Annotated in this window: 24 protein-coding genes; 12 read left to right on the top strand and 12 right to left on the bottom strand. The window is 62.2% G+C overall.

The genetic code is table 11. The features are described from left to right. Positions 1 to 61 precede the first annotated feature (61 nt). Positions 62 to 916: a MurR/RpiR family transcriptional regulator gene (locus GT495_RS08400; protein ID WP_161162289.1), complete on the bottom strand. Its 855-nt coding sequence runs from the start codon at positions 914 to 916 to the stop codon at positions 62 to 64. Between the two features lie 202 nt (positions 917 to 1,118). Between GT495_RS08400 and GT495_RS08395 the strand changes: the two genes are divergently transcribed. The 3 genes from GT495_RS08395 (at position 1,119) to GT495_RS08385 (ending at position 4,176) form a co-directional block, all read left to right on the top strand. Beyond that, on the top strand, positions 1,119 to 2,567 hold the full coding sequence (locus GT495_RS08395; protein ID WP_156063853.1) for a glycoside hydrolase family 1 protein: 1,449 nt from the start codon (positions 1,119 to 1,121) through the stop codon (positions 2,565 to 2,567). A gap of 279 nt (positions 2,568 to 2,846) precedes the next feature. After that, positions 2,847 to 3,383, top strand: a complete 537-nt coding sequence (locus GT495_RS08390) for a PTS glucose transporter subunit IIA (RefSeq protein ID WP_161162288.1) — start codon at positions 2,847 to 2,849, stop codon at positions 3,381 to 3,383. Between the two features lie 235 nt (positions 3,384 to 3,618). After that, positions 3,619 to 4,176 (top strand): hypothetical protein, encoded by a 558-nt coding sequence (locus tag GT495_RS08385; RefSeq protein ID WP_152074535.1) that lies wholly within the window; start codon positions 3,619 to 3,621, stop codon positions 4,174 to 4,176. A 508-nt stretch (positions 4,177 to 4,684) separates the two neighbouring features. Here GT495_RS08385 and GT495_RS08380 read toward each other — a convergent pair. The 8 genes from GT495_RS08380 to trxA form a co-directional block, all read right to left on the bottom strand. After that, positions 4,685 to 5,353 (bottom strand): HAD family hydrolase, encoded by a 669-nt coding sequence (locus GT495_RS08380; RefSeq protein WP_240128155.1) that lies wholly within the window; start codon positions 5,351 to 5,353, stop codon positions 4,685 to 4,687. A gap of 124 nt (positions 5,354 to 5,477) precedes the next feature. Then, positions 5,478 to 6,512, bottom strand: coding sequence for a hydrogenase expression/formation protein HypE (gene hypE, locus GT495_RS08375; RefSeq protein ID WP_161162286.1), 1,035 nt, complete (start codon positions 6,510 to 6,512; stop codon positions 5,478 to 5,480). A gap of 48 nt (positions 6,513 to 6,560) precedes the next feature. Next, positions 6,561 to 7,670 carry a hydrogenase formation protein HypD gene (gene hypD / locus GT495_RS08370; protein WP_161162285.1) on the bottom strand — a complete coding sequence of 370 codons (1,110 nt, stop codon included), beginning with the start codon at positions 7,668 to 7,670 and terminating at the stop codon, positions 6,561 to 6,563. Then, positions 7,670 to 7,930, bottom strand: a complete 261-nt coding sequence (locus tag GT495_RS08365) for a HypC/HybG/HupF family hydrogenase formation chaperone (RefSeq protein ID WP_161162284.1) — start codon at positions 7,928 to 7,930, stop codon at positions 7,670 to 7,672. The genes hypD and GT495_RS08365 overlap by 1 nt, the downstream gene beginning before the upstream one ends. Positions 7,931 to 8,061: 131 nt before the next feature. Beyond that, positions 8,062 to 10,743 carry a carbamoyltransferase HypF gene (gene hypF, locus GT495_RS08360; protein ID WP_161162283.1) on the bottom strand — a complete coding sequence of 894 codons (2,682 nt, stop codon included), beginning with the start codon at positions 10,741 to 10,743 and terminating at the stop codon, positions 8,062 to 8,064. 119 nt (positions 10,744 to 10,862) lie between these two features. Continuing rightward, entirely contained in the window at positions 10,863 to 11,375 is a 513-nt protein-coding gene (gene nikR, locus GT495_RS08355) for a nickel-responsive transcriptional regulator NikR (protein ID WP_370457628.1), read from the bottom strand. A 1-nt stretch (position 11,376) separates the two neighbouring features. Next, positions 11,377 to 11,625, bottom strand: a complete 249-nt coding sequence (locus GT495_RS08350) for a hypothetical protein (protein ID WP_161162282.1) — start codon at positions 11,623 to 11,625, stop codon at positions 11,377 to 11,379. Between the two features lie 220 nt (positions 11,626 to 11,845). After that, positions 11,846 to 12,166: a thioredoxin gene (gene trxA / locus GT495_RS08345; protein ID WP_161162281.1), complete on the bottom strand. Its 321-nt coding sequence runs from the start codon at positions 12,164 to 12,166 to the stop codon at positions 11,846 to 11,848. A 136-nt stretch (positions 12,167 to 12,302) separates the two neighbouring features. On the opposite strand from trxA, the gene GT495_RS08340 reads away from it, so the two are divergent. Continuing rightward, a complete protein-coding gene (locus GT495_RS08340; protein WP_161162280.1) occupies positions 12,303 to 12,878 on the top strand; it encodes a hypothetical protein in 576 nt (191 codons plus the stop codon). A gap of 18 nt (positions 12,879 to 12,896) precedes the next feature. Here GT495_RS08340 and GT495_RS11165 read toward each other — a convergent pair whose 3' ends face one another. Beyond that, a complete protein-coding gene (locus tag GT495_RS11165) occupies positions 12,897 to 13,019 on the bottom strand; it encodes a GHKL domain-containing protein (protein ID WP_161162279.1) in 123 nt (40 codons plus the stop codon). After that, complete coding sequence (locus GT495_RS08330) at positions 12,976 to 13,377, bottom strand: LytTR family DNA-binding domain-containing protein (protein ID WP_161162278.1); 402 nt, start codon at positions 13,375 to 13,377, stop codon at positions 12,976 to 12,978. The genes GT495_RS11165 and GT495_RS08330 overlap by 44 nt, the downstream gene beginning before the upstream one ends. Positions 13,378 to 13,589: 212 nt before the next feature. Here GT495_RS08330 and GT495_RS08325 point away from each other — a divergent pair, with 212 nt between their 5' ends. From GT495_RS08325 to GT495_RS08290, 8 genes are all read left to right on the top strand, one after another. Continuing rightward, positions 13,590 to 13,937 carry a hypothetical protein gene (locus GT495_RS08325; protein WP_161162277.1) on the top strand — a complete coding sequence of 116 codons (348 nt, stop codon included), beginning with the start codon at positions 13,590 to 13,592 and terminating at the stop codon, positions 13,935 to 13,937. Between the two features lie 716 nt (positions 13,938 to 14,653). Further along, positions 14,654 to 15,262 (top strand): MptD family putative ECF transporter S component, encoded by a 609-nt coding sequence (locus GT495_RS08320; RefSeq protein WP_161162276.1) that lies wholly within the window; start codon positions 14,654 to 14,656, stop codon positions 15,260 to 15,262. After that, positions 15,262 to 15,987 (top strand): energy-coupling factor transporter transmembrane component T, encoded by a 726-nt coding sequence (locus tag GT495_RS08315; protein WP_161162275.1) that lies wholly within the window; start codon positions 15,262 to 15,264, stop codon positions 15,985 to 15,987. Before GT495_RS08320 ends, GT495_RS08315 begins: the two co-directional genes overlap by 1 nt. Next, entirely contained in the window at positions 15,987 to 17,447 is a 1,461-nt protein-coding gene (locus GT495_RS08310) for an ABC transporter ATP-binding protein (protein ID WP_161162274.1), read from the top strand. The genes GT495_RS08315 and GT495_RS08310 overlap by 1 nt, the downstream gene beginning before the upstream one ends. 21 nt (positions 17,448 to 17,468) lie before the next feature. After that, positions 17,469 to 18,470, top strand: coding sequence for an AraC family transcriptional regulator (locus GT495_RS11160; protein WP_161162273.1), 1,002 nt, complete (start codon positions 17,469 to 17,471; stop codon positions 18,468 to 18,470). Between the two features lie 217 nt (positions 18,471 to 18,687). Beyond that, on the top strand, positions 18,688 to 20,397 hold the full coding sequence (locus tag GT495_RS08300; protein ID WP_161162300.1) for an ABC transporter ATP-binding protein: 1,710 nt from the start codon (positions 18,688 to 18,690) through the stop codon (positions 20,395 to 20,397). Continuing rightward, positions 20,394 to 22,241, top strand: a complete 1,848-nt coding sequence (locus GT495_RS08295) for an ABC transporter ATP-binding protein (RefSeq protein WP_161162272.1) — start codon at positions 20,394 to 20,396, stop codon at positions 22,239 to 22,241. Before GT495_RS08300 ends, GT495_RS08295 begins: the two co-directional genes overlap by 4 nt. Beyond that, complete coding sequence (locus GT495_RS08290; protein WP_240128154.1) at positions 22,242 to 22,700, top strand: ATP-binding protein; 459 nt, start codon at positions 22,242 to 22,244, stop codon at positions 22,698 to 22,700. Positions 22,701 to 23,071: 371 nt separating this feature from the next. On the opposite strand, the gene GT495_RS08285 is transcribed toward GT495_RS08290, so the two are convergent. After that, positions 23,072 to 24,034: a helix-turn-helix domain-containing protein gene (locus GT495_RS08285; RefSeq protein WP_161162271.1), complete on the bottom strand. Its 963-nt coding sequence runs from the start codon at positions 24,032 to 24,034 to the stop codon at positions 23,072 to 23,074. Between the last annotated feature and the right edge of the window lie 295 nt (positions 24,035 to 24,329).

The raw sequence follows: 24,329 nt of genomic DNA, 5'->3' as shown, positions 1-24,329 counted from the left end.
AGAACGTCCCCAATGACTACGTACTCTCGTTAGATAAGCGTCAAAGAATCCACGCTCGTCGCTACTTGAGCCCGGGGAGGCGGGTGTAGGGGAATGAGCGCTCTAAGAACTCGGAGCAGCGGGCGTAGTCTTTGGCGAAGTAGCTGCTGTAGAGCGAATCGAGCACGTATTGCACGGCGATGTGGCTGGCGAACTGCGTGATGCGATGCGTCATGCTCTCGTGGTCACTCACCGTAAGGTAGGCGGCAAAGCCGGGGTGAATGCGAGCGCAATAAGGCGTGCCGATGACGATGACCGGGACATGCCGACTGCTGAGGATCGGCAAGATGTCCTTGAGGTTGGGGGCAAGGCCGCTGTAGGAGATGACGATTGCCGCATGGTCGGGACCCGAGGCGAGAGCCGTTCGCACCTGGGCCTCGACACCGTTGTGGCACGTCGCGCTTTTACCGGCGGAGAGCAGACGATCGCGGAACATTCCCGCTGGATAGAGGTTATGCGAGCCCGTGTAGATGTCGACCTGCCGGACGTTCGCGATGAGCTTGGCGGCGTGGTCAAGCTGCGTGGGGTCGAGCAGCTCCTGCGTTTCGGCCAGCGTGGTCTGGTAGAGCCCCTCCATGCGCTCCATAACCTGCGCAGGGGTGGACGTGGCGTCGAAGGGAAAGTTGATGTCCACGTCGCGCCGATTACCCGATTCGGTTGCCAGGCGGATGAGCTCGACCTTGAGGTCTTTGAATCCCTCGAGGCCGAGCTTTTTGCAAAAACGGTGCACGCTCGCAACGGAAACGTTGGCGCGCGCGGCAAATTCCCTAATGGAGAGTCCGCGGACGTCTTCGCCCATGGCAAGGGCTGCAATGCCGAGTTGTTGCTCGGTGGGGGTGAGGCCTTGTGCCTCGGAAATCTTGCGTTTGATATCCATGCGAACTTCCACACTTGCCAAACCTACCAAAAAGGGACAGGTTTATTTTTGCACGTTTCGGTCGGTATCAGGAAGTGTCAGGGACAAGGCGGTAACAGGGTTCGGGGGCGAAAAGAAGTGTCGGGTTTGGCATCCCCGCCCCTGCCCGTTCCGTGCGCGGGCGATACTCGGCTTATCGACCCGCGATGCAAAGGAGATGCTCATGGCAAACATCAGGTTCCCCGAGGGTTTCTATTGGGGTGGCGCCACCGCCGCCAACCAGTTTGAGGGCGCTTGGAACGTGGACGGCCGCGGTCCTTCCGTCGACGACCACTTCCTGGGCGGCAGCTACAAGGAGCCGCGTCAGATTACGATCGACATCGATCCCAACCGCTTCTACCCCAATCATGACGGTATCGACTTCTACCATCACTACGAGGAGGACATCGCGCTGTTCGCCGAGATGGGCTTTACCATGTTCCGCATGTCCATCTCTTGGAGCCGTATCTTCCCCAACGGCGACGACGCTGAGCCCAACGAGGCCGGCCTCGCCTTCTACGATCGCGTTTTCGACTGCCTGCGCGCCCACAACATCGAGCCGCTCGTGACTCTTTCGCACTACGAGATGCCCTATCATCTGGTCGAGAAATACAACGGCTGGGCGAGCCGCGAGCTCATCGGCTTCTTTGAGAAGTACTGCCAGACCGTCTTCGACCGCTATCAGGACAAGGTCAAGTTCTGGCTCACCTTCAACGAGATCAACTGCGGCACCCAGGACATGGGCAACCTCTTTGAGACTAGCATGATCCAGGGCTTTGAGGGTCCGGCTTCGGCGGTCCACGCCACGCCGCAGGCCCGTATGCAGGCCCTGCATCACCAGTTCGTGGCCAGCGGCCGCGTCGTGCGCTACGCCCACGAGCACTACCCGCAGTTCAAGATGGGCAACATGGACTGCTTCATCCTTTCCTATGCCGCCACGTGCGATCCGGCCGACGTGTTTGCCACGCAGCAGGAGATGAATACTATGAACTGGTACTGCTCCGACGTGCAGGTGCGAGGCAAGTACCCGTTCTATGCCAAGCGCTTCTGGGCCGAGAATGATGTTGAGCTTGTGATGGAGGATGGCGACCTGCAGGATATCGCCGATGGCAAGGTCGATTTCTACACCTTTAGCTACTACATGTCCGGTACCGTGGGCACCCACAAGGATCACGAGATGACCGAGGGCAACATGACCTTTGGCGGCAAGAATCCCTATCTGGAGTCCACCGACTGGGGCTGGCAGATTGATCCGCTGGGCCTGCGCATCGCCCTCAACGAGATTTATGCTCGCTACGAGATTCCGCTGATGGTGGTCGAGAACGGCATGGGCGCCTACGACGAGGTCGAGGAGGACGGCTCCATCCACGACCCGTATCGTATCGCCTACTTGCGCAGCCACATCAAGGCCATGGGCGAGGCCATTGCCGACGGCGTTGACCTGATTGCCTACACCTGGTGGGGTCCCATCGACCTGGTTTCCGCCGGCACCGGTGAGATGCGCAAGCGCTACGGCTTCATCCACGTCGATAAGTACGATGACGGCACCGGCACCTACGAGCGCCGCCGCAAGGACAGCTTCTTCGCATACCAGAAGATCATCAAGTCCAACGGTAGCGAGGGCTTGGAGTAATTGAGTTCCGGCGATTGAGTTCCGACGTTCTGCCGAACGCCGAACCGGCAGCCGATTACGTGACCACCGACGTCAATGACGACAGCATCTGGAACACTTTTGTTCACCTGGGGCTTATTGAGGATTAATCGACAATATGAGCGCCGCTGGGGAAAAGGTTTTGGGAAGGGCTCGGAAGGGCTTGCGATTCGAGCCTCCGCCTGAGTATTTTGGTCATTTGGCACTATAATCACCATAGGCATGCGCATAACGTTGCGCTTAATCAAGAGGAGAAAACGTATGGGTCTGTTTGATATGTTCAAGAAGAAGGCTGAGCCTGCCGCCGTTGCAGTTCCTGCCTCCATCTCTGCTTCTGCCGGCGCCGACGTGCTATGCTCGCCCGTCAAGGGCAAGGTCATCAAGATGGCCGACGTGCCCGATCCCGTCTTTGGTGGCGAGGTCCTGGGCAAGGGCTGCGCCGTGTGGCCCGAGGACGATCTGGTCTACGCTCCCTGCGACGGCAAGGTGACCGTCACCATGGGCCACGCCGTGGGTCTGCAGTCCGATAGCGGCATCGAGGTCCTGGTGCACGTTGGTGTCGATACCGTCAACATGAACGGTGACGGCTTCGAGGGCTTCGTCAAGGCCGACGACGTCGTTAAGGCTGGCCAGCCCATGCTCAAGATCGACCGCGCCAAGATCGCCGCTGCCGGCTACAAGGACTGCGTCGTCGTGGCCGTGTCCAACACTGCCGAGTTCGCCGACGTCGAGCTCGCCGTCGAGGCTGACTCCGCTGTCGCCGCCGGCGATGCCATCGTCAAGGTCGTCCGCAAGTAATCTGCGGCAACATAAGGGTGTTTTGGGGTGGTCGAATTGTCCGACCACCCTTTTTTATTACAATGCGGCAGAACGTTTTATTGCGCGTTGGGCGGACCGGTAAACCGTTCGGACGTTAAATCGAGCCGACTGCGCCCTTGCTTTGCCGGGGGGTGTTCGTTAGCGGCTAGTATGGCCTTATTGTTACGACGTGCGCTGCGCAGGGAAAGTGGCGCCGCTTGTTGGGAGGAATGTCATGAAAAAGAAGCTGCTGCTTGCGCCCCTGATGGCTGTTCTGGTCGCGTGCGTGGTTGTGCTTTCCGGCTGCGGGGGTCCTTCGGTTGAGGAGCTCATCACCGAGGATCTTACGACGCAGTTTGACGAGGTCAAGAACGGTGGCGACGACTTCCTCGCCGGCCTGGAAGAGGCCTCGGGCGACGAGTTCAAGCAGCTGGGTATCGATCCCAAGGAGTACGCCAAGAGTTATCTCGAGGGCTTTGGCTACAAGATTGGCGACGTGACGGTCGACGAGGACAAGGGCACCGCAACTGCCGAGGTCACCATTACCTGCAAGTCCATGAACCAGATCGTTGAGGATTTTGCCACCCAGTACCAGGAGAAGGTCGCCGCGCTCGATTCGATGCCTTCCGATGACGAGCTGTACAAGATGGCCGGTCAGGTTATGGTCGATGTGACTAAGGCTGCTAAGACCAAGGACACCACGGTCACCTTCAAGTACTCCTGCAATGACGATGGCGAGTGGTCTGCCGACGATTCCGCAACCAACGAGATGATGAAGGCCATGATGAGCTAGGGAGGGGGTTACGCGGTTTTGCCAAACCGCGTAACTGCTCGACGCTGCAAACGCCCCTAAGCGGCAATCTGACGTTCAATTTCAAGGGCGCGACCAGAAGGTCAGCGCCCTTTCATTTCACGTCAGCTTGCTCGCTTAGGGGCGTTTTCGCTGTCCGTCCTCTACCCGCGACGTAGTCATTGGGGACGTTCTTAAACGACTAGTCGTTGGGGACACTCTTTGAACAACGGCGTTGCCATCGCTGCTGAAAGTGGCAGTTGGGGACACTCCTTGCGCCAGTGCTGCATCGGGTGGTCGGGAAAATGCGAGCCGGTATTTGGGCGAATAATGGGTCGCGGTTTCCGGATGGGGTGGGTTGCGGAAAGTGCGACCCGGAAAATCGCTCTGAAACGGGATGCCGTTTCCCCAACAGGCCACAAACGGAAAGCGCATCCCATTCCGGAGCTCCAAAACGGGACGCGCTTTCCGCGCAGAAGAATTGTCGCAGCCGCGTTAAGCGCCAGCTTCGTTACTCGCCCAGGATCAACGTCGCGAGCTCTGCCTGGGTGTCCACCACGTAGTCGGCGCCGGCGGCCTCCAGCTCTGCGCGGCCACGGAATCCCCAGCTGACGCCCGCGCTCTTAAGGCCGGCGTTGTGGCCGGTCAGAATATCGACATTGGAATCGCCCACATAGAGCGTGGTCGCCGAGTCGGCGCCCAGTCCTTCCATCACATGCAGCGTAACAGGCGCCTCGGGTTTGGGCGGAAATGCGTCCACACGGCCCTGTACCAGCGCAAAGCGCTCGGGGCCAAAGTATTTCTCGATAAGCGGGGCTGCCGAAATATGATCCTTGTTGGTGAGCACGGCAAGCTGCACACCCGCGGCGCGCAGACGGTCGAGCATCTCAATCGTGCCGGCGTAGGGGGCGGTGTGGTTTTCCTTGTGCTCGCCGTAATAGGCCCTAAACTCGGCAAGCGTCTGCTCAAACATACGGTCGTCGCCCGCGTACTCGGCGGGCATAAAGCGCTCGACCAGCTTGAGCATGCCGTTTCCCACCTTGTAGCGGTACTCGTCAACGGTAAACGTGGGCCAGCCGTGCGTCTCGCAGGTATGGTTGCCGGCGGCCGCCAGGTCTTCGAGCGTGTTGAGGATGGTGCCGTCCAGGTCAAAGATTACATGGGAAAAAGCTGCTGCCATGAAAGCTCCCGTCATTGGGTTTCAAAACGCACCCCATAATACTGGGCTTCCGCGTTGGGCGTGCGTGGAATCTGAACATCTCCAGAGATATCAGGCCACATCGCGTCGACCGCGCGGTTACGCCCTAGCAAATTCTCGGCAGCTGCTCTCCTACGAGCATGTCGAGGATACGGGTCGATCCCCAGCCGGTGCGTACGCGCACGGCGGGTCGAGCGCTTTCGGCAAGCGGCAGCACGCGACCGATGATGGCGGCATTCTCGCCGTAGCGCGCGGCGCGCATGGCTGCCAGCGCGGCATCGGCCTGCTCGGCCGGCACCACGGCCACCATCTTGCCCTCGTTTGCCACCTGCAGTACATCGTAGCCGAGCATCTCACATGCCGCCTGCGCGTCGGGGCGCACGGGCACGGCATCCTCGTCGATCTCCATGGCAACGCCGCTGGCCTGGGCAAACTCGTTGAGCGTGGATGCCAGGCCGCCGCGTGTGGGGTCGCGGAAGCAGCGGGTGTCGGGTGCGGCGGCGAGCACGTCGGCAATCAGGTGGTTGAGCGGCGCGGCGTCGCTTTCGATGTCGCTCGAAAACGCCAAGCCCTCGCGCTGGCTCATAATGGCGAGGCCGTGGTCGCCTAGCGTGCCCGATACCAGGATGGCGTCGCCGGGCCGGCAGTTGGCACCGCTGAGCGCTACGCCCGCGGGCACTTCGCCCACGCCGGCGGTATTGATATAGACGCCGTCGGCGCCGCCACGCTCGACCACCTTGGTGTCGCCGGTGATTATGGACACGCCCGCCTCGCGCGCCGTTTCGGCCATGGTCTGCACAATCTGGCGCAGCTTGTCCATGGGATAGCCCTCTTCGAGGATAAAGCCGCATGAGAGGTAGCGCACGTTGGCGCCCGAGGTCGCGACGTCGTTGACGGTTCCGCATACGGCGAGGCGGCCGATATTGCCGCCGGGGAAGAACTGCGGCGTCACCACAAAGCTGTCGGTCGACATGGCGATTCGCCCGCTTGCGGGCAGCGCGGCGACACCGGCATCGTTGCCCGCAAGCAGCTCGGGCGACCCAAAGGCATCCAGAAAGACCTCATCGATAATGCGCTTCATCATCTGGCCGCCGGAGCCGTGGCCCAGCAGGACAGTGCTATCGGTGATGCTATGGGACATATCCAAAACTCCAATCGTGGGTGGTGCCAGCGTGCGGATGCGTCCGGGCTAGTCGCGGTATCTAAAGTACGCCGCGCAGCTGCCTTCGGAGCTCACCATGCAGGGGCCGACGGGGTGCTCGGGCGTGCAGGTGCGGCCAAAGAGCGGGCAGTCGCTCGGCGTGATGGCACCGCGCAGCACGTCGCCGCAGCGGCACCCGCGTGGCTCGACCGTCGCCTCAACGGGTACGTCAAAGCGGGTGCCGGCATCAAAGCGCGCGAATTCGGGGCGGATGGAAAGGCCCGAGTCGGCGATCGGCCCCAGCCCGCGCCACGTGGCGTCGCACGGCTCAAATACCTGCTCGACCAGCTGGCGCGCTACGGGATTGCCGTCTGCATTGACGCCGCGGCGGTAGGCGTTGTCGATCGCCGGCCTGTTCTCGACAATCATCTGGACCAGCATGCAGATACCCTGCAGGATATCGACCGGCTCAAACCCGGTGACTACGCCGGGGGTCTCGAACTCATCGACCAAAAACCCAAAGGGTGCCAGGCCCGTGATGGTGGCGACGTGACCAGGCAGGATAAAGCCGTCGATGGTCGTCTCGGGGTCGTTGGAGATCGCACGCAGAGCCGGCGGCGTGGTCTTGTGAGCGCAGTAGACCGAGAAGTTCTGGAGCCCGCGCGCGTCGGCTTCCAGGATAGCGGCGGCAATGGTGGGCGTTGTGGTCTCAAAGCCGACGCCCATAAAGATGACCGGACGTTCGGGATTTTGCTCGGCAATGTCGAGTGCGTCGAGCGGAGAGTAGACGATGCGGATGTCGCGCCCCGCGGCCTTTTGCGCGGCAAGCGAGGTGGACGATCCGGGCACGCGCATCATGTCGCCAAAGGTGGTGATGACGCCGTCCATGTTGGAAAGCGCGATTGCGTGATCGATGTCGCGATTGGCGGTGACGCAAACGGGGCACCCCGGGCCGCTTAGCAGTTTGAGTCCCGTCGGCATAATGGAGCGAAAGCCATAGCGGCCAATGCTCACGGTATGCGTGCCGCAGACTTCCATAAGGTTGATGATGCGGTTGCCGACAAGCTCATGAATACGATTGATGAGCTCGCGAGCCAGCTTGGGGTCGCGAAATGCCGAAAAGTCGATACCGGGGCGAACCGGCTGCGCCGCCGCCACTAGTATGCCTCGGCCGGGTTGGTGGCGAGCTGGTCCTCTTCGGCCAGCTCGGTCATGGTACCGATGAGCTCGAGTGTCTCTTGGGCTTCCTGCTCGTCGACAATCTGAATGCCAAAGCCGGCGTGCACGAGAATATAGTCGCCTACCCGTGCCGTCGGCACGAGGCGCAGCGAAACGGGGCGCTCGATGCTCATCATGTCGACGGTCGCCTTAAGGTCGTCGTCGCGTTTGACCACTTTACCGGGAACGGCAAGGCACATAATGTTCCCCTTTTATACGTTTTGCGCTGGATAGGCGCCTAATTTCCCATCAGTTGATGGTAGCGCTCGCGGGAGTCACGAGCAAACGCGTTACACCTGTGAGACGGCGGCGCGTAGGCTGGCAAAACAGCCTATCGCGATGCTGTCTGCGCGAGGCGAGCGCGAGCGATGGCGGCCTGACCGTAGGCGATGCAGCCGTCGTTAACGGGCACGGTTTGGGGGATTAAGACCGTAAGGCCTGCGTCTTTAAGCTTGCGGGTGAGGAGCTGAAGCAAAAGTCGGTTCATAAACACGCCGCCCGAGAGCGCGACGGTATCGACGTCTTCGCGCGCGCAGATTTCGCGTGCGATTCGTGCCGAAGAGCGCGCGATGGCGATATGGAAGTCGAGCGCGAGCCTGTTGACGGAAATGCCGGCCTCGATTCCACCCAAAAGTGCCTTAAAAAGCGGTTCTTGGTCCAGAACAAGGGGATTGTTAGAGGTCGTCTGGACAGTTAGTTCAGATTCGTATTCTTTAGAGTGGCTCTGGGTGGTAAAAGTCCTCTGTGAGGATTCCAAATGGGTCGATTTGGGGCCTGTGTCGGGCACGCTTGCCGCAAATAGGGTGTCTGGAGAGCCTTTTTTGGCCAAATCTGAGGCAAAAATGCCAGAGAGGGGGTTAGTAGTTAATACGTATCTGAACAAACTGTCCAGCGACGTTGAGACGGATGCGGATACGCCCACCTGATTGCCAGCGAAACAGCTGATTTCGCCGTCAAGCGCGCGCCAGGCGGCGGCTTCGAGTTCGATGGCGGGCTCGCCTTCGTAGGTTGCCTTGCCGCAGATGCCCAGAATCGCTGCCGCGGCATCAAAGAGACGCCCCATGCTGCTGGTACGCGGGCTGTTGATGCCGCGCTCGATCATGGTGGCTGTCACGCTGCGCGTTTGCTCGTCGAGGGTGCCCAATAGCCCCGCGGCACCCGGATGCTCGAGTAGGCCGAGCTCGCTCAGCAGGGCAAAGGCATTGCGCCGGGCATCGCGCACGGATGCGGCACCGCCCGGCAACGCCCAGGTGCGCAGGTGCGCGGCGCGTTCAAAATCGGCAAGGCCGGTGACAAGGAACTCGCCGCCCCAAATGGTCCCATCGGTGCCGGCGCCGGTGCCGTCAAAGGCGATGCCGAGGACGCGTGCATCGGGCGCAAGCCGGCCTGCGACAATCGCCTCTGCCATTACGCTCGCGATGTGCGCATGATGATGTTGGACTTCGATAAGCGGCAGATTGTGCTCCCGTGCCTGCTCGCGTGCCCACTGGCTCGACAGATAGCTGGGATGCATGTCGCATGCCAGGGCGGCAGGCGACAGGTCAAAGAGGTTTTCTAGACGTGCGCGGGCGGCGCTCCAGGCATCGAAGGTCGCGCCGTTTTCGACATCGCCGATATGCTGCGACACAAAACAGGCCACATGGCCGTCGTCGCCCTCGCGCGTGAGTGCCACTGTGGCTTTTTGCTGCGGCCCGCAGGCGAGCACGCAGGACGTGGTGCTGTCGAGCGCCGGCAACGACAGCGGCCGCGGCGCATATCCGCGTGCACGGCGCACGGGCATGACAGCCCCGTCGACTACGCGTACCACGGAGTCATCGTAGCGTGAGAGAATCGCACGGTTATTGCCAAGTAGCGCGTCGGCGATGCCGGCGGCAACAAGATGTTCCCATGCAAGGGCATCGTCGGTCTCGATGGGCTCCTCGCTCAGGTTTCCGCTGGTCATGACCAGCGCATGCGTACCGCGGGCTTCTGCCGCGGCAAGCAACAGATGCTGAAGTGGGGTGTAGGGGAGCATAACACCGAGCTCGGGTAGATCGTGCGCGACGGATGGCGCGAGCGCGAGGGCGTCGGGGGAGCCGCCGCTCTCGCAAACAGCACGTCGGCGCAGCAGCACAATGGGGCGAATACTGCCGGCCAGCAAGCCGCGCTCGGCGTCGTTGGCATGGCACAGGCGTTCAGTATCGGCAAGGCTGCGCACCATAACGGCAAGCGGCTTGTTGCTGCGGCGTTTGCGGCGGCGAAGCTCGGCTACCGCCTGCTCGTTGGAGGCGTCGCAGGCCAGGTGGAACCCGCCCAGTCCCTTGATGGCGACGATACATCCGTTGGCCAGCAGCTCGACGCAGCGTCCGATGATGGTATCGCTGGCCTCGCGCGTGGAGCCGACAGCTGGTGTTGCGTCGACCGCCGTTGGCACAACACCGTGGTCCGCCTCGCGCCACGTAATGTGCGGCCCGCATTCAAAGCAGGCATCGGGCTGCGCATGAAACCGCCGGTCAAGCGGGTCGCCATACTCTGCGGCGCACTCGGGGCACATGGGAAAGCAGTCCATCGACGTGGCCGCTCGGTCATAAGGCAGCGATCGGATGATGGTAAAGCGCGGTCCGCAATTGGTGCAGTTGATAAAGGGGTAGTGAAAGCGTCGGTCGGCGGGGTCGAACAGTTCGCGCAGACAGTCATCGCACGTGGCGATGTCGGGCGAGACGAGCGTTGTGTGGGCGGTTTGATCCTGCGACGCCACAATGCGAAAGCCCTGCTCGCTGGCGGCGTCCCAGTCGCCGGGTGCCAGGTCCATAAGCTCGACATGCTCAACGCGGGCCGCGGCAGGCGCGCGCTCCGACAGCGCGGCGACAAAGCCGTCAAGTGCCTCGACCGAAGCATGCGCCTCGATGTGCACGCCATCGCCCGCATTGAGCACCCAGCCGCAAATGCCATGCGCCATAGCCTTGCGATACACAAATGGCCGCATGCCAACACCCTGCACAATGCCCGTTACATGGATATGCACATGCCGCATGTGGCTCCCCCTCGTCAAAACCGACCAAAAAGGGACAGGTTTATTTTTGGTCGGGAAAACTTCTAAACCTGCCAAAACAAACCTGTCCCTTTTTGGCAGGTACGCCGCGCAAAGACCCGTTACAGCCCCAGGCTCTGCTTGGTGGCGGCGCAGGTGAGCTCGCCGTGCTTAACGCCGCGCAGGCCCAGCAGGCGGTCCGCCAGCTCGTAGACGCGCTCGCCGCGACCCTTGAGCGCCAGAATCTCCAGGCAGTTGTGGTGATCCAGATGTACGTGCATGGTCGATACGATCTCGTTGGTGTAGTCGTGCTGCACCTCGTCCAGACGGCGCGTCAGGTCGCCGGTATGGTGGTCATAGATCATGGTGAGCGAACCGATGACCTGCTCGTCGGGCGTGCGCATCTGCTCCTTGGCGATCGAGGCGCGAATCAGGTCGCGTACGGCCTCGGATCGGTTAGCCACGTCACCGCGGCGCGCGATCTGCTCGTCAAAGCGGCGCAGCAGGTCGTCGGGCGCGGTGACCGAAAAACGGACCAGCTCGGAGGCGGATCCGCTGCAACGGCACCCTGCGTCGTCGGTCGGTCCGTGACGGCGATCGTGCTCGTGTTCGCAGGCGTGCTCGTGTTCGGCCACGCTACACCAGCTTTACGGAGCCAACGGAGTTATGGTCGGCCTCGATGGCCTCCTCGTAGCCCTCGAGCGCATCGTGCGCCTCGTGCAGCGCGGACATGGCGGCCTCGAGCTTGGCGCCAATGCGCTCCATGTCAAAGTTCTCGGTCGCATGCAGCAGCTGATGGCTCCACTCGTGAGCGAGCTCAATGGTGTCGTCGACCTGCTTGACGCTCATGGCAAACTGGCTCATGTTCATTCCGACGTCATGCATGGGAATCTCCTTTTGTGCGGGGCGATATGGTGGTTCAGATTCTACTACGCCCGCCTTGGGCGCCGCCGCATAAGAAAACGGGTGCGAGTCCGTCTGACCCGCACCCGTTCACTGGGGGCTGTTTGTGTCTACCATACTATCCGTGGTTGCATGCCTTGCGTTTGGCACTCCGGCGAGCGGTGCGAAACCGCTCATGGACGGCAGACAAGTAACAAGCGTATTACAGATGTTTCTTCAGCAGTGCCTGAAGTCTTGCCTTGGGTAAGGCGCCGACCGAGCGGTCGACCTCCTCGCCGTTCTTAAAGACGATCAGCGTGGGGATGCTCATGACGCCAAACTTCATGGTCAGGTCCTGGTTGTCGTCGACGTTGCACTTGGCCACAGCCAGCTTGCCGGCCAGCTCGTCGGCAAGCTCGTCTACGATGGGCGAGAGCGAGCGGCAGGGACCGCACCACGGTGCCCAAAAATCGACCAGCACGGGAAGGCTGCCGTTAACGACGGAATCGAAGTTCTCGGGGGTAATCTGCTTAATGTCAGCCATAGTGACCTCCATGGTGTGACGCGGCTCGGCCGCGTAAAACTCAGTACGACCATGCTTATACCCAACGGCTTGCAATGCAACCACTCGCAGGCAGCTCTTTTATATAATGGTGGGCACGCAAACGATAGGAGAGCGCATGCCCACGTCACAAAACCAGAAAAAAGAAGCCATCGCCCAGGCGACCGAGCAGGAGCTCGCATCGCTCGCGGGTCGCGGCGTGCGTATCGCGGGCAACGCGTGCTCGCCGATTGTGCTGATCAAAGGTGATTTAGACGATGCCGAGCGTGCGGGCGGCGAGCTGGCTGCCGGCGCGGATGGCGCCGCGTTGCGCAAGGCGCTCGGCGCCATCGGATATGCCCCCGAGGATTTTTGCGTGCTGGCAAGCGTCGCCGGCGCGGGCGACGGGGCGATCGCGGCGGGCGAGGCCCTGACGTGCGACCTGTTCCGCGAGGCGCTGGAGACCTTAGACCCCGAGGCGGTGCTGCTGCTGGACAACAGTGCGGCCGATGTCATGCGCGAGACCTATGCCGATATGCTTGTGGCAATTGATGACTTTGACACCGCCATGCTCAAGCCCGGCCTGGTCGCCCATGTGCAGGGGCGCCGCGTGCTGGCGCTCGACGGTTTTGCGGCGGCGCTCACCGACAAGGCTGCCAAGCAGCGCATGTGGGCCTACATTAAGCAGCTGACCCCGGCGTCTGCACCGCTGTAGCGAGGCTGGCGGCAGCCCCTACATTACGGCGCGAAGCTCAAACCGGTCGCCGTTAATGCGGAACTGGCAGTTGCCGTTCATGCGCTCGACGGCAAGCTTAATGCTCTTGGTGCCAAAGCCGTGGCCCGCATGCCGGGTCACGGGCGTCGAGCAGTTGCGCCATGCGCTTGTAGGTCACGGGTTTGAGCAGGTAGTCGAAGGCGCGGACCTCGTAGGACTCGAGCGCGAACTCGGGCGATGAGGTCAGAAACACCAAGCGCACGGCGGTATCGGATTGGCGCAGCTCGCGGGCGGTGTCCATGCCGTTGACGAGCGGCATGATCATGTCGAGCATGATAATGTCGGCGCGCGATGCGGCATGGCGTGCCATCAGGTCCTCGCCGCGCGTGACGAGCGCAACATCGACCGCCGTGCCCGTCTCGGTCGACCAACGGTCGAGCATCCGGTGCAGTCTATCTAGAAAAGCGACATCGTCGTCGCAGGCAATAATCTTGAGCATTCGGCCCTCTCAGTAATTCGATTTTGCCATATCGTGAACGCGCCACGGTACGCAACTCGCGCCGATCGGCAGGGTGTCAAAATATGCGGTTGCACAATACCAGGTGGATATATATGTCAATTTGAGCTGGCGTCTGGCGAGGGGCCATTCCGGCCGCCAGCGCCAAGCGATATCGGACATCGCGAAAGTATAGGGATAAGGGGAGATGAACGATGAAGGAGAAGAAGATGGGGATGCGCGCTGTGTTGACTCGTCTGCTGAGCATCGCCACCGTGGCATGCGCACTCGTGGCGACGCCAGCGGTGGCCAGCGCCGAAACGCAGATCATGCCAGACGGGGTGAAGGCGGAGGTGCTGCCGCTTACGCAGGCCAACAACGAACCCATCCAAATCTCCGAGCCGGGCAGTTACGCACTTAAGACGGCTGAGGGTGAGGTCACGCCATCTTCGGATTGCACCATCGACGCGCCGGATGCGCTTCGGATTAATCCTGTGAGGATCTACATCGATGGTACGGTCTACGCGAACGATAAGATTAACTGGCGGGTTGAGCAAACTTGATAGCTGTTCAACATCAAACAGGGTAGCAATATGCCCTCAATGCTGCACGAAGCGCCCGCTGCAACATAAACGGCGGCGATGACCTGTGTCAAGTTTTCGGACACGGAAGCTCGAGGAGCTACGCGGCCATGGGAAGGCCCTCTTTGGCCGGCCTGGTCCGTCCGAAGAACGACTCCATGGCCCGCGCCGGTCCCTGGTGGCCGATGGCGGTTCTCGACCTTCGGGTCGGGCTGGCCGGAAAGCCCCCGCCCGCGCTTTATTGCCCATCGGTTGACCGTCTTGGAATCGAGGCCCACTTCCCTGCGGCATCCCGAGATCGGCCTTCCTGTCGAGATCACGTAGCCGGCGGTCTTGCGCTCGAATTCGTCGGTGTACCTGGCGGCCGGATCGGCCATGTCTGCTGTCTCTCGTCGTCGCGTTACATTCTAGATGATTTGCCCTCTGGCATGCGTGTCCGAAACGATGATACAGGTCCCTGCCCGGCTGCTCCGGGGGCTGCGGAGCTGGTGGCGCGTCGAAACTCAGGAGCGGGGCGCTGTACTGGAGCGCACAGCGGATTCTGCCAAAACTCTCGCTGCGACCATAGCCTTCCAAAAGTTAGTCAACTCTATCTTTTCTTGACCAAACGGGACATACCTGACCAAATGGGCTAGAGAGTAGCCGAGAAGCACATCATACTCGCAAAGAGTAAACCAACTCTAACTAAGGAGCGAGCTATGTCAGGAACCCCTTCCGCCTCCCGTGGTCTCAAAGGACGAGACCTCATCACCGTCGGCATCTTCACCGCGCTCTACTTCGTCATCAACTTCCTCTTCATGCTGCTCGGCGGCCTGCATCCCTACCTTTGGGTATTCATGCCCGCCATCGACGCCCTGTTCGCCGGCATCCCGTTCATGCTCGCCTGCGCGAAGGTGCCAAAGTTCGGGACCGTCCTCATCATCGGAATGGTCCCCTCGCTCGTCTACTTCATCACCGGGATGTTCACGTCCCTCATCCTCGGCCTCATGCTCGCTTCGTGCGTCGTCGCCGAGATCATCCGTGCCGCGACGCGCTATGAGAGCTTCGCGGGCAACGCCGTCGCCTACGCCGTGTTCGGTTTCGGCATGTGCGGAAGCCCGCTGCCCCTGTGGGTCTTCCACGACTCGTTCGTCGCGCAAATCGCCGGGCAGGGCATGGGGGTCGATTACCTCGCGACGCTCGAGACGGCGGCAAACCCAGGCATGCTCGTTGCCATGTTCGCAGCGACTTTCGTCGCGGGACTCATCGGCGCCCACATCGCCCGCGGGATGTTCAAGAAGCACTTCGTGAAAGCTGGCCTGGCGTAATGCGGACGTCCGAAACTGATGCCCGTCGCATCCTCGGTGTTCGCAAGGGGAGGGGTCTCATAGATCCAGACCCGCGCACGCTCATGGGGGTGCTCGTCGCCGTGTCGGTAACGGCCTTCATGGGCAAATCCATCGAATCCGAGCTCCTACTCGTCCTCATGGTCTCTGTCCTGCAGGTGCTCTGCGGCCATGTTCGCATGGCGGTCGGCTTCGCGGTCCTATATGCCGCGCTGTGGGCGGTGCTCAACGTTGTGCTTCCCGGCGTCGGCGGGGTGGCGGCGACGATGTTCACCATCAGCCTCACGTTCGCACGCAAGATCTACCTTTGCCTCATGGTGGGCACCCTGCTTGTGAGGGACAACACCGTACACCGCATCGCCTCGGCGCTCGCGAAGCTGCGCGTGCCCCAGGCGGTCCTCATCCCCCTGACCGTCACCATGCGCTACTTCCCAACGCTTAAGGAGGAGGCGGCGCACATCCGGGATGCCATGGCACTCCGCGACATCCCGGCGGCAAGTCGCCTCGAATGCTTCGCGGTGCCCCTCGTCATGTCCGCGACCTCCACGGCTGAGGAGCTCTCTCGCGCCGCAACGTGCCGGGGGATCGAGAACCCCTCCCCGTCCACGGATACGGAGAGGCTTTCCATGCGCGCATCGGACTGGGCGATCCTCTCGGCGGCAGCGGCGGCGGTGGCCGCGGTTGCCTTGTGGGGAGGTGCTGTCTGATGGAGAGGGTTTCGCATGCGTCCCGAAGACCGCTCGGCGAGCCCGTCGTGAGGCTCGAGGCCGTCTCCTGCGAGGCGGCAGGGGGCAAGAAGATTCTGGACGGAATCGACCTTGAGGTCCGAAGGGGCGAATGCCTGATGCTCGTCGGACGCTCGGGATCGGGCAAGACGACCATCACGAAATGCATCAACGGCCTGATCCCGTCGTTCGAGCCGGGCATCGAGATGACCGGCTCGGTCTCCGTCTGCGGGCTCGATCCCAGCCGCTGCGAGATGTACGAGCTCGCCGAACGCGTCGGAAGCGTGTTCCAGAACCCGAAGAGCCAGTTCTTCAACCTCACGTCCAACGACGAGCTCGCCTTCGGTCTCGAGTCGCGCGGGGCCCCCGTATCGGAGATCGAGGCACGGATAAGAACCACCGTGGAAGCCCTGGACGCCCGCAGGCTGCTGGGGCGCAACGTCACCGAGATGAGCGGCGGAGAGCGCCAGAGCCTCGTCTTCGCCTCCGTTGACGTGGCGAGGCCCGACGTGTACGTGCTCGACGAGCCCACCGCGAACCTCGACACGACCGCCGTGCAGAGGCTGCATGACGAGGTCCGCTCCGTCATCGCGGAGGGCAGGACCGTCATCATCGCCGAGCACCGGCTCTATTTCGCCTCGGACCTCATCGACCGCGCCATTCTCGTCGAGGGCGGCCGCATAGTCCGCGAGTTCTCGCCGGAAGAGCTCCTGGGGCTCTCCTCGGAAGAGCGGGAGGGGATGGGGCTCCGCGCCGTCGGCGCGGGAGATGCTCTCGACGTGCGCGTGCCGCGCGCGGCGATGGACAACCGGACGGAGGCTGGCCTCACGCTGGACGACTACACCGTGGTTCGGGGGGACGGGGCGGTGTTCGCCCCGCTGGGCGTGACGGTTCCTGCCGGCGGTGTGCTGGGCGTCCTGGGCGAGAACGGCACGGGGAAGAGCACGCTGCTCCGGGGGATCGCCGGCCTCGAGCGCAAGGACGCGGGCCGCGTCCTCGTCGGAGGGAAGCAGGTCGCGCGCCGCGCCCGGAGGTGTCTCGTCTCGCTCGTGATGCAAGACGTCAACAACCAGCTCTTCAGCGACAGCGTCTGGAACGAGTGCATGCTCTCGCTGGGCGGCAGAGAGGAGGGGGAAGCCAAGGAGAGGGCAGAGGCGACGCTTGCCTCGCTCGACCTTCTCGGTGCGCGGGGTGTGCACCCCATGGCCCTGTCCGGCGGGCAGAAGCAGCGGCTCGCCGTGGCGTGCGCGCTCCTTTCTGAGAGAAGGCTGATCCTTTTGGACGAGCCAACGAGCGGGCTCGACCTCGACCACATGAAACAGGTAGCGAAGCTGGTTCGCGACCTGTCGGATAAGGGGGCAACCGTAGTCCTCGTCACCCACGACCGAGAATTCCTGAACCGCTGCTGTGACAGCGCGCTGGAGCTCACGCGCGCCGGGTAGGATGGTGTGAGGAGGTGGATCGTGGACATTCCGTCGGACATTTTTTCTAGCAGGGGGCTGCTGCCTGCGAGGGTGCTCGGGGATGCGCCGGAGCGCGCCATCGAGGGCGAGGTTCGGATCGACATCAACGGGGACTCGGGCCTGCTCGAGATCGAGACCGAGTCGGGTGCCGGCTCGATGACGCTTGCCGAGCCGCTTCCCGGGATAATGATCTCGTTCAACGACTTCCATATGGAGCGCTGCGTCTCAGGGTTCTCCACCTCGGCAGAGGTCCTTTGCGTCGACTGGTGCGAGGAGGGGCGCCTCGAGCAGCCCATGGCGGGCGGGTCGTGCGCCTACGTTGCAGCCGGGGACATCAAGGTCGACGACAGATCGAACCATTCCGGGGAGTTCCTGCTTCCCACGGGAAGATACCGAGGCGTCACGGTCACCTACGAGGTCGAGCGTGCCCAGAGGTCAATCCTCCGGGCGTTCGAGGGGTTTCCCGTCGACCTGCGCAGGCTTCGTCGCAGATACTGCTTCGACGGGACTCCGTTCCTGCTCCACCGCTGCGAAGGAGCCGCGCACATATTCTCGGAGCTCAGCGTGACCCCGGAAAGAATCCGGAAGAGCTACTGCCAGATCAAGGCGCTCGAGCTCCTGCTGCTGCTCCACGTGCTCGACCCGCTCCCGGCAAACGGCATGGCGTACTTCCCGAAATCGCAGGTTGCTCGGGTCAAGCAAGTGAGGGACAACATCGCGAGCGACCTATCCTCGACGGTGACCGTCGAGGAGGCGGCAAGCCTCGCGCACATGCCGCTCACGACGTTCAAGGCGTGCTTCAAGGGCGTGTACGGATCCTCTCCCGCCGCGTACTTTCGGCGCCTCAAGATGGATCTCGCGGCTCAACTCCTCAGGGAGTCCGAGATGAAGGTGGCAGACATCGGGGCCGCGGTGGGCTATGACAGCCCGTCCAAGTTCTCCGCCGCCTTCAAGTCAGCGTGGGGCGTCTCTCCCGCCGGCTATCGCCGCTCATTGCGGTAGGCGCCGCTGTTTCCGACCATCTGGGCGAGCGTCGCCCAGATGGAGCTGAACCCCCTCCCACTCTGCCCAATAATAAGCCTAAGTTAACTTCTATTGCCCGGTCATACGGGCAGGACGGGGATGTGATGCTATGGCTGGAACCGGCAGACACAGGGGCGAAGGGGGACGTTCCTGGCTGGGGACGCTCCTCTCGTACTCCGGGAGATGCAAAGGAAAGATGGCGCTATCGCTCGCCGCGTCGATAGCGAGCGTCGGGACGGGATTCGTCCCCTTCTATGCGGTGTTCCGCATCGTAGAGGCGGCCATGGAGGGGCGGCTCACGTTCGAGATTGCAGCCCCCTGGCTCTGCCTGGCCGCGGGATCGTATGTCGCAAGCAAGGCTCTCTTCGGCATTTCGACGCTCCTGTCCCACGTCTCCGCCTACACCATCCTTGAGATGCTACGCCGGGACTTCATCGAAAAGCTGATGAGGGCGTCGCTCGGCACCGTTCAGGAAAAAAACATCGGTCAGATAAAGAACGTTTTCCTCGACAGGATCGAGGGGATCGAGGTCCCGCTCGCCCATATGATCCCCGAGCTTTCTGGGTCGACGCTCCTCGCCCTGGGGCTCGCGGCGTGGCTCGTGGCCATCGACTGGCGCATGGCGGCGGTCTGCCTCGTGTCCGTGCCCATAGGGCTTGGCATATTCGCGTCGAGCCTGAAGGAGTTCAACGCCAGGTACGCGGCGTACATGGCCGAGAGCAACCACGTGAACAGCGTGATCGTCGAGTACATCGAGGGCATCCAGGTAGTCAAGGCATTCAACCAGGCGAGCGACTCGTATCAGAAGTACGCGGACGCGGTCCGCAGCTTCAAGGACTACACAATGGGTTGGTTCCGATCGACGTGGGTCGGAATGAACCTCATGGCAAGCATCATGCCGACGACGCTCCTGGGCGTGCTGCCCGTCGGTCTTTGGATGTACTTCGCGGGAGCGCTCGGTCCGTCGCAATTCGCGATGTGCGTGATTTTGGCGCTTGCCGTCGTTGACCCGATTATGAGGTTCACCTCATTCGTCAACGGGGTGAAGTCCATGGAGTATGCCGTCGCGGACACGAAAGAGTTCCTCGACCTGCCCGAGCTCTCCGATCCCGCCGAGCGGGCGCTACCGCTCGATGCGTCGATCGAGATGAAAGATGTGAGGTTTGCCTACGACGAGGGCGACGATGTTCTCCATGGGGTGTCCCTCGCGATCCCGCAGGGCTCGTTCACCGCTCTGGTGGGCCCTTCTGGCTCGGGCAAGTCGACCATCGCCCGTCTTGTCGCGCGCCATTGGGACGTCTGCGGCGGGTCGGTCTCCGTGGGCGGCGTGGATGTCCGCGAGATGCCCCTCGACCAGCTGTCCGAACTCGTGAGCTTCGTCGCCCAAGACAACTACCTCTTCGATGCCACGATCCGGGAGAACATCCGTCTCGGTCGACCGCAGGCGACGGACGAGGAGGTCGCCGAGGCCGCCAGGGCTGCTTGCTGCGACGAGTTCGTGTCGAAGCTCCCGCAAGGCTATGACGCGCAAGCCGGTGCGGCTGGCGGCGCCCTTTCCGGTGGGGAGCGCCAGCGTATCTCGATAGCCCGCGCGATCCTCAAAGACGCGCCGATCGTCCTGCTCGACGAGGCCACCGCGTTCACCGATCCAGAGAACGAGGATAAGATCCAGCGCTCCATCGCGAAACTCTCGGCCGGAAAGACGCTTGTGGTCATAGCCCATCGGCTCTCGACGATCACGGCTGCAGACAACATCATCGTTATCGACAAGGGCTCGATCGTCGACCAAGGGACCCATGACGACCTTCTCGCAAAATGCCCGCTCTACGAGCGCATGTGGAGAGCGCACATCGGAACAAGGGACTGGGCGGCTGGATCGAATGACCGGAAAGGGGGCTCCCGATGATCAAGGCTCTCATGAGAATCGTCCGCTGGACCGGCCCTTACAAGAAAAGACTCATCCTAGGCTGCGTCTGCTCGTTCTTCATGACGTGGGCAACGGCCACGCCCGTGATGCTCGCGGCCTGGCTACTCGCCCGTATTGCGGAGGATGCGCGCGGCATCCAGGAGCTCGACCCGTCGTGGGTCTGGTGGTCGCTTCTGGCGCTCATCGCCTGCATAGGCTTGCGCTTCATCCTGACATACGGGAAGAACCGGTTGCAGGAGTCAATCGGATACGAGGTGGCGCTTGAGGATCGTATCAAAATCGGTAACATCTTGAAGCGCGTCCCACTCGGCTATTTCGACGAGGTCAAGACGGGCGACATACTGGTGACGGCGACCACGGAACTGGGCATCTTGGAGCTTCAGGGCATGAAGATGGTCGACGCAGTGATCAACGGCTACGTAAACCTTGCCGCAGTTGTGGCGTTCCTCTTCATTCTCGAGCCGATGGCCGGATTTGCCGCCCTCGCCGGCACCGTCGTATCCTGCCTCGCACTCACGGCGATGAATAGGGTCTCGAAGCGCCTGACGCCGAGGGCGCATGCGGAGACCGAACAACTCGCTGGGGATATCGTCGAGTACGTCCGGGGGCTCGGAACGGCGAAGTCGTACGGCCATGGAGGGGCCGCGATGCGGCCCCTCCTGGCAACGATAAGGAGGCTGAAGGAGGCACGCATCGCGATCGAGTTCGGCTTCACGCCTCGCAATCTCATCCACCTCGTTGCGTTCAAGTTGGCGAGCGTCGGTGTCGTGGGGTCAGCCGTGTGGGGATATGCGAACGGCGGCATCGAGCTTTGGATGCTCCTTGCCCTCTGCGCATTCTCGTTCACCGTGTTTTCCGGCGTCGAGCGCGTGAACGATTCCGCCCACATGCTTGGCGATCTCGATGACATCATGAACCGTATCGACGCCATAGAGAACGCCCCCTACATCGATTCCGACGGCCGAGACGTCTCCCTTACTGAGCATGGTATCGAGCTGCGAGGCGTCTCGTTCTCGTACGGTCGCGAATCGGGCACGAAGGTACTGTCGGACGTGTCGTGCAACATTCCGGAGAAGACGACGTGCGCCATCGTGGGCCCGAGCGGATCGGGCAAGACGACGATAGCCAACCTCATGATGCGCTTCTGGGATGTCGACGAGGGCTCGATCCTTGTCGGGGAGCATGACGTGCGAGAGTTGACCTGCGATAGCCTTCTGAGGAACTTCTCGGCGGTTTTCCAGAACGTCTACCTGTTCAACGACACCATCGAGAACAACATTCGCTTCGGGCGCCCGGGCGCTACGCACGAAGAGGTCGTCGAGGCGGCGCGCAGGGCGCGAGTCGACGAGTTCGTCCGCGAGCTTCCGGATGGTTACGAAACCTTGGTGGGCGAGGCCGGAGGCGCCCTCTCCGGTGGCCAAAAGCAGCGTATCTCCATCGCCAGGGCACTGCTCAAGGACGCCCCGATCGTGATCCTCGACGAGGCGACGGCGAGCATCGACCCAGAGAACGAGTCCCTCATACAGGGAGCGTTTTCCGAGCTCACGCGGGGGAAGACAGTGGTTGTCATTGCCCACCGCCTCGCAACCATAGAGAGCGCCGACCAGATTCTCGTCGTCGAGGGCGGCAGGATCGTGCAGCGCGGCACGCACGAGGAGCTACTCGGTCAGGAAGGGACGTATCGCCGGTTCGTCGAGATTCGTGGTCGCGTGGAGGGCTGGCGCATAGGCGAGGAGGCCGTCGCCAACATGATGGCGCGCAGCGGGACGAGAACGGATGCGGGGCCGATCAACAGCATGCCGACGGGAAGGCAGTCGGCATAGATGGTGCTCGCCAGGCCGAACACCCTTCCGCGCATAGCCGAGTCGGCGTCCGCCTCCGCCCTCGAGGAGATGACGCGCGACGAGGTCGCCGCCCGGGAGGTCAGGATCACCAACCAGCGCATACGGTCGTCGGGGTTCCCCTACGTCAAGGGGCTGGCGGACTTCGACTGGGACTTCCAGCCGTCGGTCCCGCGCGCCGAGATCGACGAGCTCGGCTACCTCGACGTCGGCAGCGCGGGCGAGGACCTGCTGTTCCGGCTGATATCGACGCGCTGCGAGCAGCGCTCGACGATCATCACCGCCGACGTGGGGATCGGCGGCTGGGGCAGGATGTTCGGGGACGACGTGGCGGCGAGCGCGATCGCGGACAGGGTGTGCCGCCACTGCCACCTGGTCAAGATAACCGGCAGGTCCTACAGGCTGAAGGACCTGCCGAGGGACGGGCCCGTCAGGCCGTGACCGGAATCGGTGATAATACGTTGGCGCAGCCGGTGAAATCGCCTTTGCGCGAACGGCGCGCCTATTTGGCGAACCTGGTGAAAAATAGATTGACGCTAGCAGCTGGCGCCGCGGCATCCCCGCCGCCGAGCTCGCCCGGCGTGTGGGCGTCGACGGGAAGCCCTGTGGCGCGTCCTCAACGGGGAGCGCGCCATGCGCGCCGACGAGTTCGTGCGGCTGTGCGCCGAGCTCGAGGTGGGGCTCGGCAGGTTCCTTCCCGCCCTCCCATCACAGGTCCCTCACCGAGCTCCCGACCTTGAGCGAGTAGTGGACGCACAGGTTGCCGACATCAGAGCGTAACACTGAAACACGTCTAACGTCACGTGTCCGCCTTATCGATGGGCGAGCTCACTGCGGTACTCGCTCGGAAGCATACCCGTTTCTCGCTGGAATACCTTCGAGAACCGACCTGCGCAGGTGTAGCCGACCGCCCGGGCGACCTGCGCGATCGTGAGGTCGGGCTGTCGCAGAAGCGACTCCGCCATGCTCGCGCGTCGGCGCTGAACGTACGCGGTGAGAGTCAGTCCGGTTTCGATTCGGAAGCTCTCCTTGAACTTGGTGGGGCTCATGCATGCTGCGCGGGCGAGGTCGGACACGAGCAGATTGCGCGCGGCATGATCGTCGATGTAGGCGACGACGGAGCGGATTCTCCGAGCGTCCTCTTCGGAAAGCCTCGCGCGGGGCCTCTGGCGGGAGGTGCGGGTGCGTTCCACGAGCAATCCGAGCGCCTCGAGCACCTTTCCTTCGTAGAACAGCTGGGACTTGCCCTCGTCGCCCGGGTGGGGATAGAGGCTTGCAAGCAGGGCTCTCATCTCCGGGAACGCATGCATGTCGTTCACGGAGAGAAACGCGTCGCGCACGTTTTCGAACTGCCCCTCGTATTCGGCTTCCAGGTATTCCGTCGACATACGGGGCGTGACCTCGATTCCGATGGCGTGGACGGGCACTCCTCCGTGAACGAGCCCTCGCCAGCCACCCTGGTCGCTGTAAAATCCCCAGAGTGCCTTGGCGCGCAGCTTGCGGTACGGCGTGAGCTCTTCCCCCGAAATCGACTCGTACCAGGTGATCGAAAGGTATTCCGGCAGCTTGAATTCGAGCAGCGCGTCCTTTTCGAGCGTGAAGTCGTGGATGGCGATGCTCCACCGGTCACTCGGCGCGCAGAGATGGTAGTACCCGCGTGCGAATCCGCTGCGGGACGCGTACGACTTCCACAGCGGCCCGAACCCCGCGGGGCGGGTCACTTCGGCGAATCCTGATTGCTCTAGTGTCGCGTCGTGTATGCCGACGAATCCCATGGGTCTGCCTTTTCCTCTAGTAAGTCACAGTTAACAATCATGGTACCAGTCATTCGCCGGATGGGGAGCGGGCGTCGCGACCGGCGACGCGACGATTGGACGCGAACGTGCGACGATCGGACATCGCGGTCAGTGCTCCTCGTCCACCGCCCTTTGCTTGCATAGAGTTAACGATAGCTTACATCTTTCGTTCGTTAGGAGGAAACCTATGCAAAGTGCCTTGATTATCAACTTTATCCGAACACCTCCCACATTCATCCGCACATGTGCGGATGAATGTGGGAACCCGATACCT

It is taken from the genome of Collinsella sp. BIOML-A6, from assembly GCF_009875845.1.
Taxonomy (GTDB): domain Bacteria; phylum Actinomycetota; class Coriobacteriia; order Coriobacteriales; family Coriobacteriaceae; genus Collinsella; species Collinsella aerofaciens_H.
The sequence above is the reverse complement of the archived record's forward strand: the minus strand, read 5'-3'. Positions and strand labels throughout refer to the sequence as shown.

Excerpts from the sequence above, each read along its gene's own strand:
- GT495_RS08400 (WP_161162289.1), bottom strand. The coding sequence starts at position 916 with ATGGATATCAAACGCAAGATTTCCGAGGCACAAGGCCTCACCCCCACC.
- GT495_RS08395 (WP_156063853.1), top strand. The coding sequence starts at position 1,119 with ATGGCAAACATCAGGTTCCCCGAGGGTTTCTATTGGGGTGGCGCCACC.
- GT495_RS08390 (WP_161162288.1), top strand. The coding sequence starts at position 2,847 with ATGGGTCTGTTTGATATGTTCAAGAAGAAGGCTGAGCCTGCCGCCGTT.
- GT495_RS08385 (WP_152074535.1), top strand. The coding sequence starts at position 3,619 with ATGAAAAAGAAGCTGCTGCTTGCGCCCCTGATGGCTGTTCTGGTCGCG.
- GT495_RS08380 (WP_240128155.1), bottom strand. The coding sequence starts at position 5,353 with ATGGCAGCAGCTTTTTCCCATGTAATCTTTGACCTGGACGGCACCATC.
- hypE (WP_161162286.1), bottom strand. The coding sequence starts at position 6,512 with ATGTCCCATAGCATCACCGATAGCACTGTCCTGCTGGGCCACGGCTCC.
- GT495_RS08365 (WP_161162284.1), bottom strand. The coding sequence starts at position 7,930 with ATGTGCCTTGCCGTTCCCGGTAAAGTGGTCAAACGCGACGACGACCTT.
- hypF (WP_161162283.1), bottom strand. The coding sequence starts at position 10,743 with ATGCGGCATGTGCATATCCATGTAACGGGCATTGTGCAGGGTGTTGGC.
- GT495_RS08350 (WP_161162282.1), bottom strand. The coding sequence starts at position 11,625 with ATGCATGACGTCGGAATGAACATGAGCCAGTTTGCCATGAGCGTCAAG.
- trxA (WP_161162281.1), bottom strand. The coding sequence starts at position 12,166 with ATGGCTGACATTAAGCAGATTACCCCCGAGAACTTCGATTCCGTCGTT.
- GT495_RS08340 (WP_161162280.1), top strand. The coding sequence starts at position 12,303 with ATGCCCACGTCACAAAACCAGAAAAAAGAAGCCATCGCCCAGGCGACC.
- GT495_RS08330 (WP_161162278.1), bottom strand. The coding sequence starts at position 13,377 with ATGCTCAAGATTATTGCCTGCGACGACGATGTCGCTTTTCTAGATAGA.
- GT495_RS08325 (WP_161162277.1), top strand. The coding sequence starts at position 13,590 with ATGAAGGAGAAGAAGATGGGGATGCGCGCTGTGTTGACTCGTCTGCTG.
- GT495_RS08320 (WP_161162276.1), top strand. The coding sequence starts at position 14,654 with ATGTCAGGAACCCCTTCCGCCTCCCGTGGTCTCAAAGGACGAGACCTC.
- GT495_RS08315 (WP_161162275.1), top strand. The coding sequence starts at position 15,262 with ATGCGGACGTCCGAAACTGATGCCCGTCGCATCCTCGGTGTTCGCAAG.
- GT495_RS08310 (WP_161162274.1), top strand. The coding sequence starts at position 15,987 with ATGGAGAGGGTTTCGCATGCGTCCCGAAGACCGCTCGGCGAGCCCGTC.
- GT495_RS08300 (WP_161162300.1), top strand. The coding sequence starts at position 18,688 with ATGGCGCTATCGCTCGCCGCGTCGATAGCGAGCGTCGGGACGGGATTC.
- GT495_RS08295 (WP_161162272.1), top strand. The coding sequence starts at position 20,394 with ATGATCAAGGCTCTCATGAGAATCGTCCGCTGGACCGGCCCTTACAAG.
- GT495_RS08290 (WP_240128154.1), top strand. The coding sequence starts at position 22,242 with ATGGTGCTCGCCAGGCCGAACACCCTTCCGCGCATAGCCGAGTCGGCG.
- GT495_RS08285 (WP_161162271.1), bottom strand. The coding sequence starts at position 24,034 with ATGGGATTCGTCGGCATACACGACGCGACACTAGAGCAATCAGGATTC.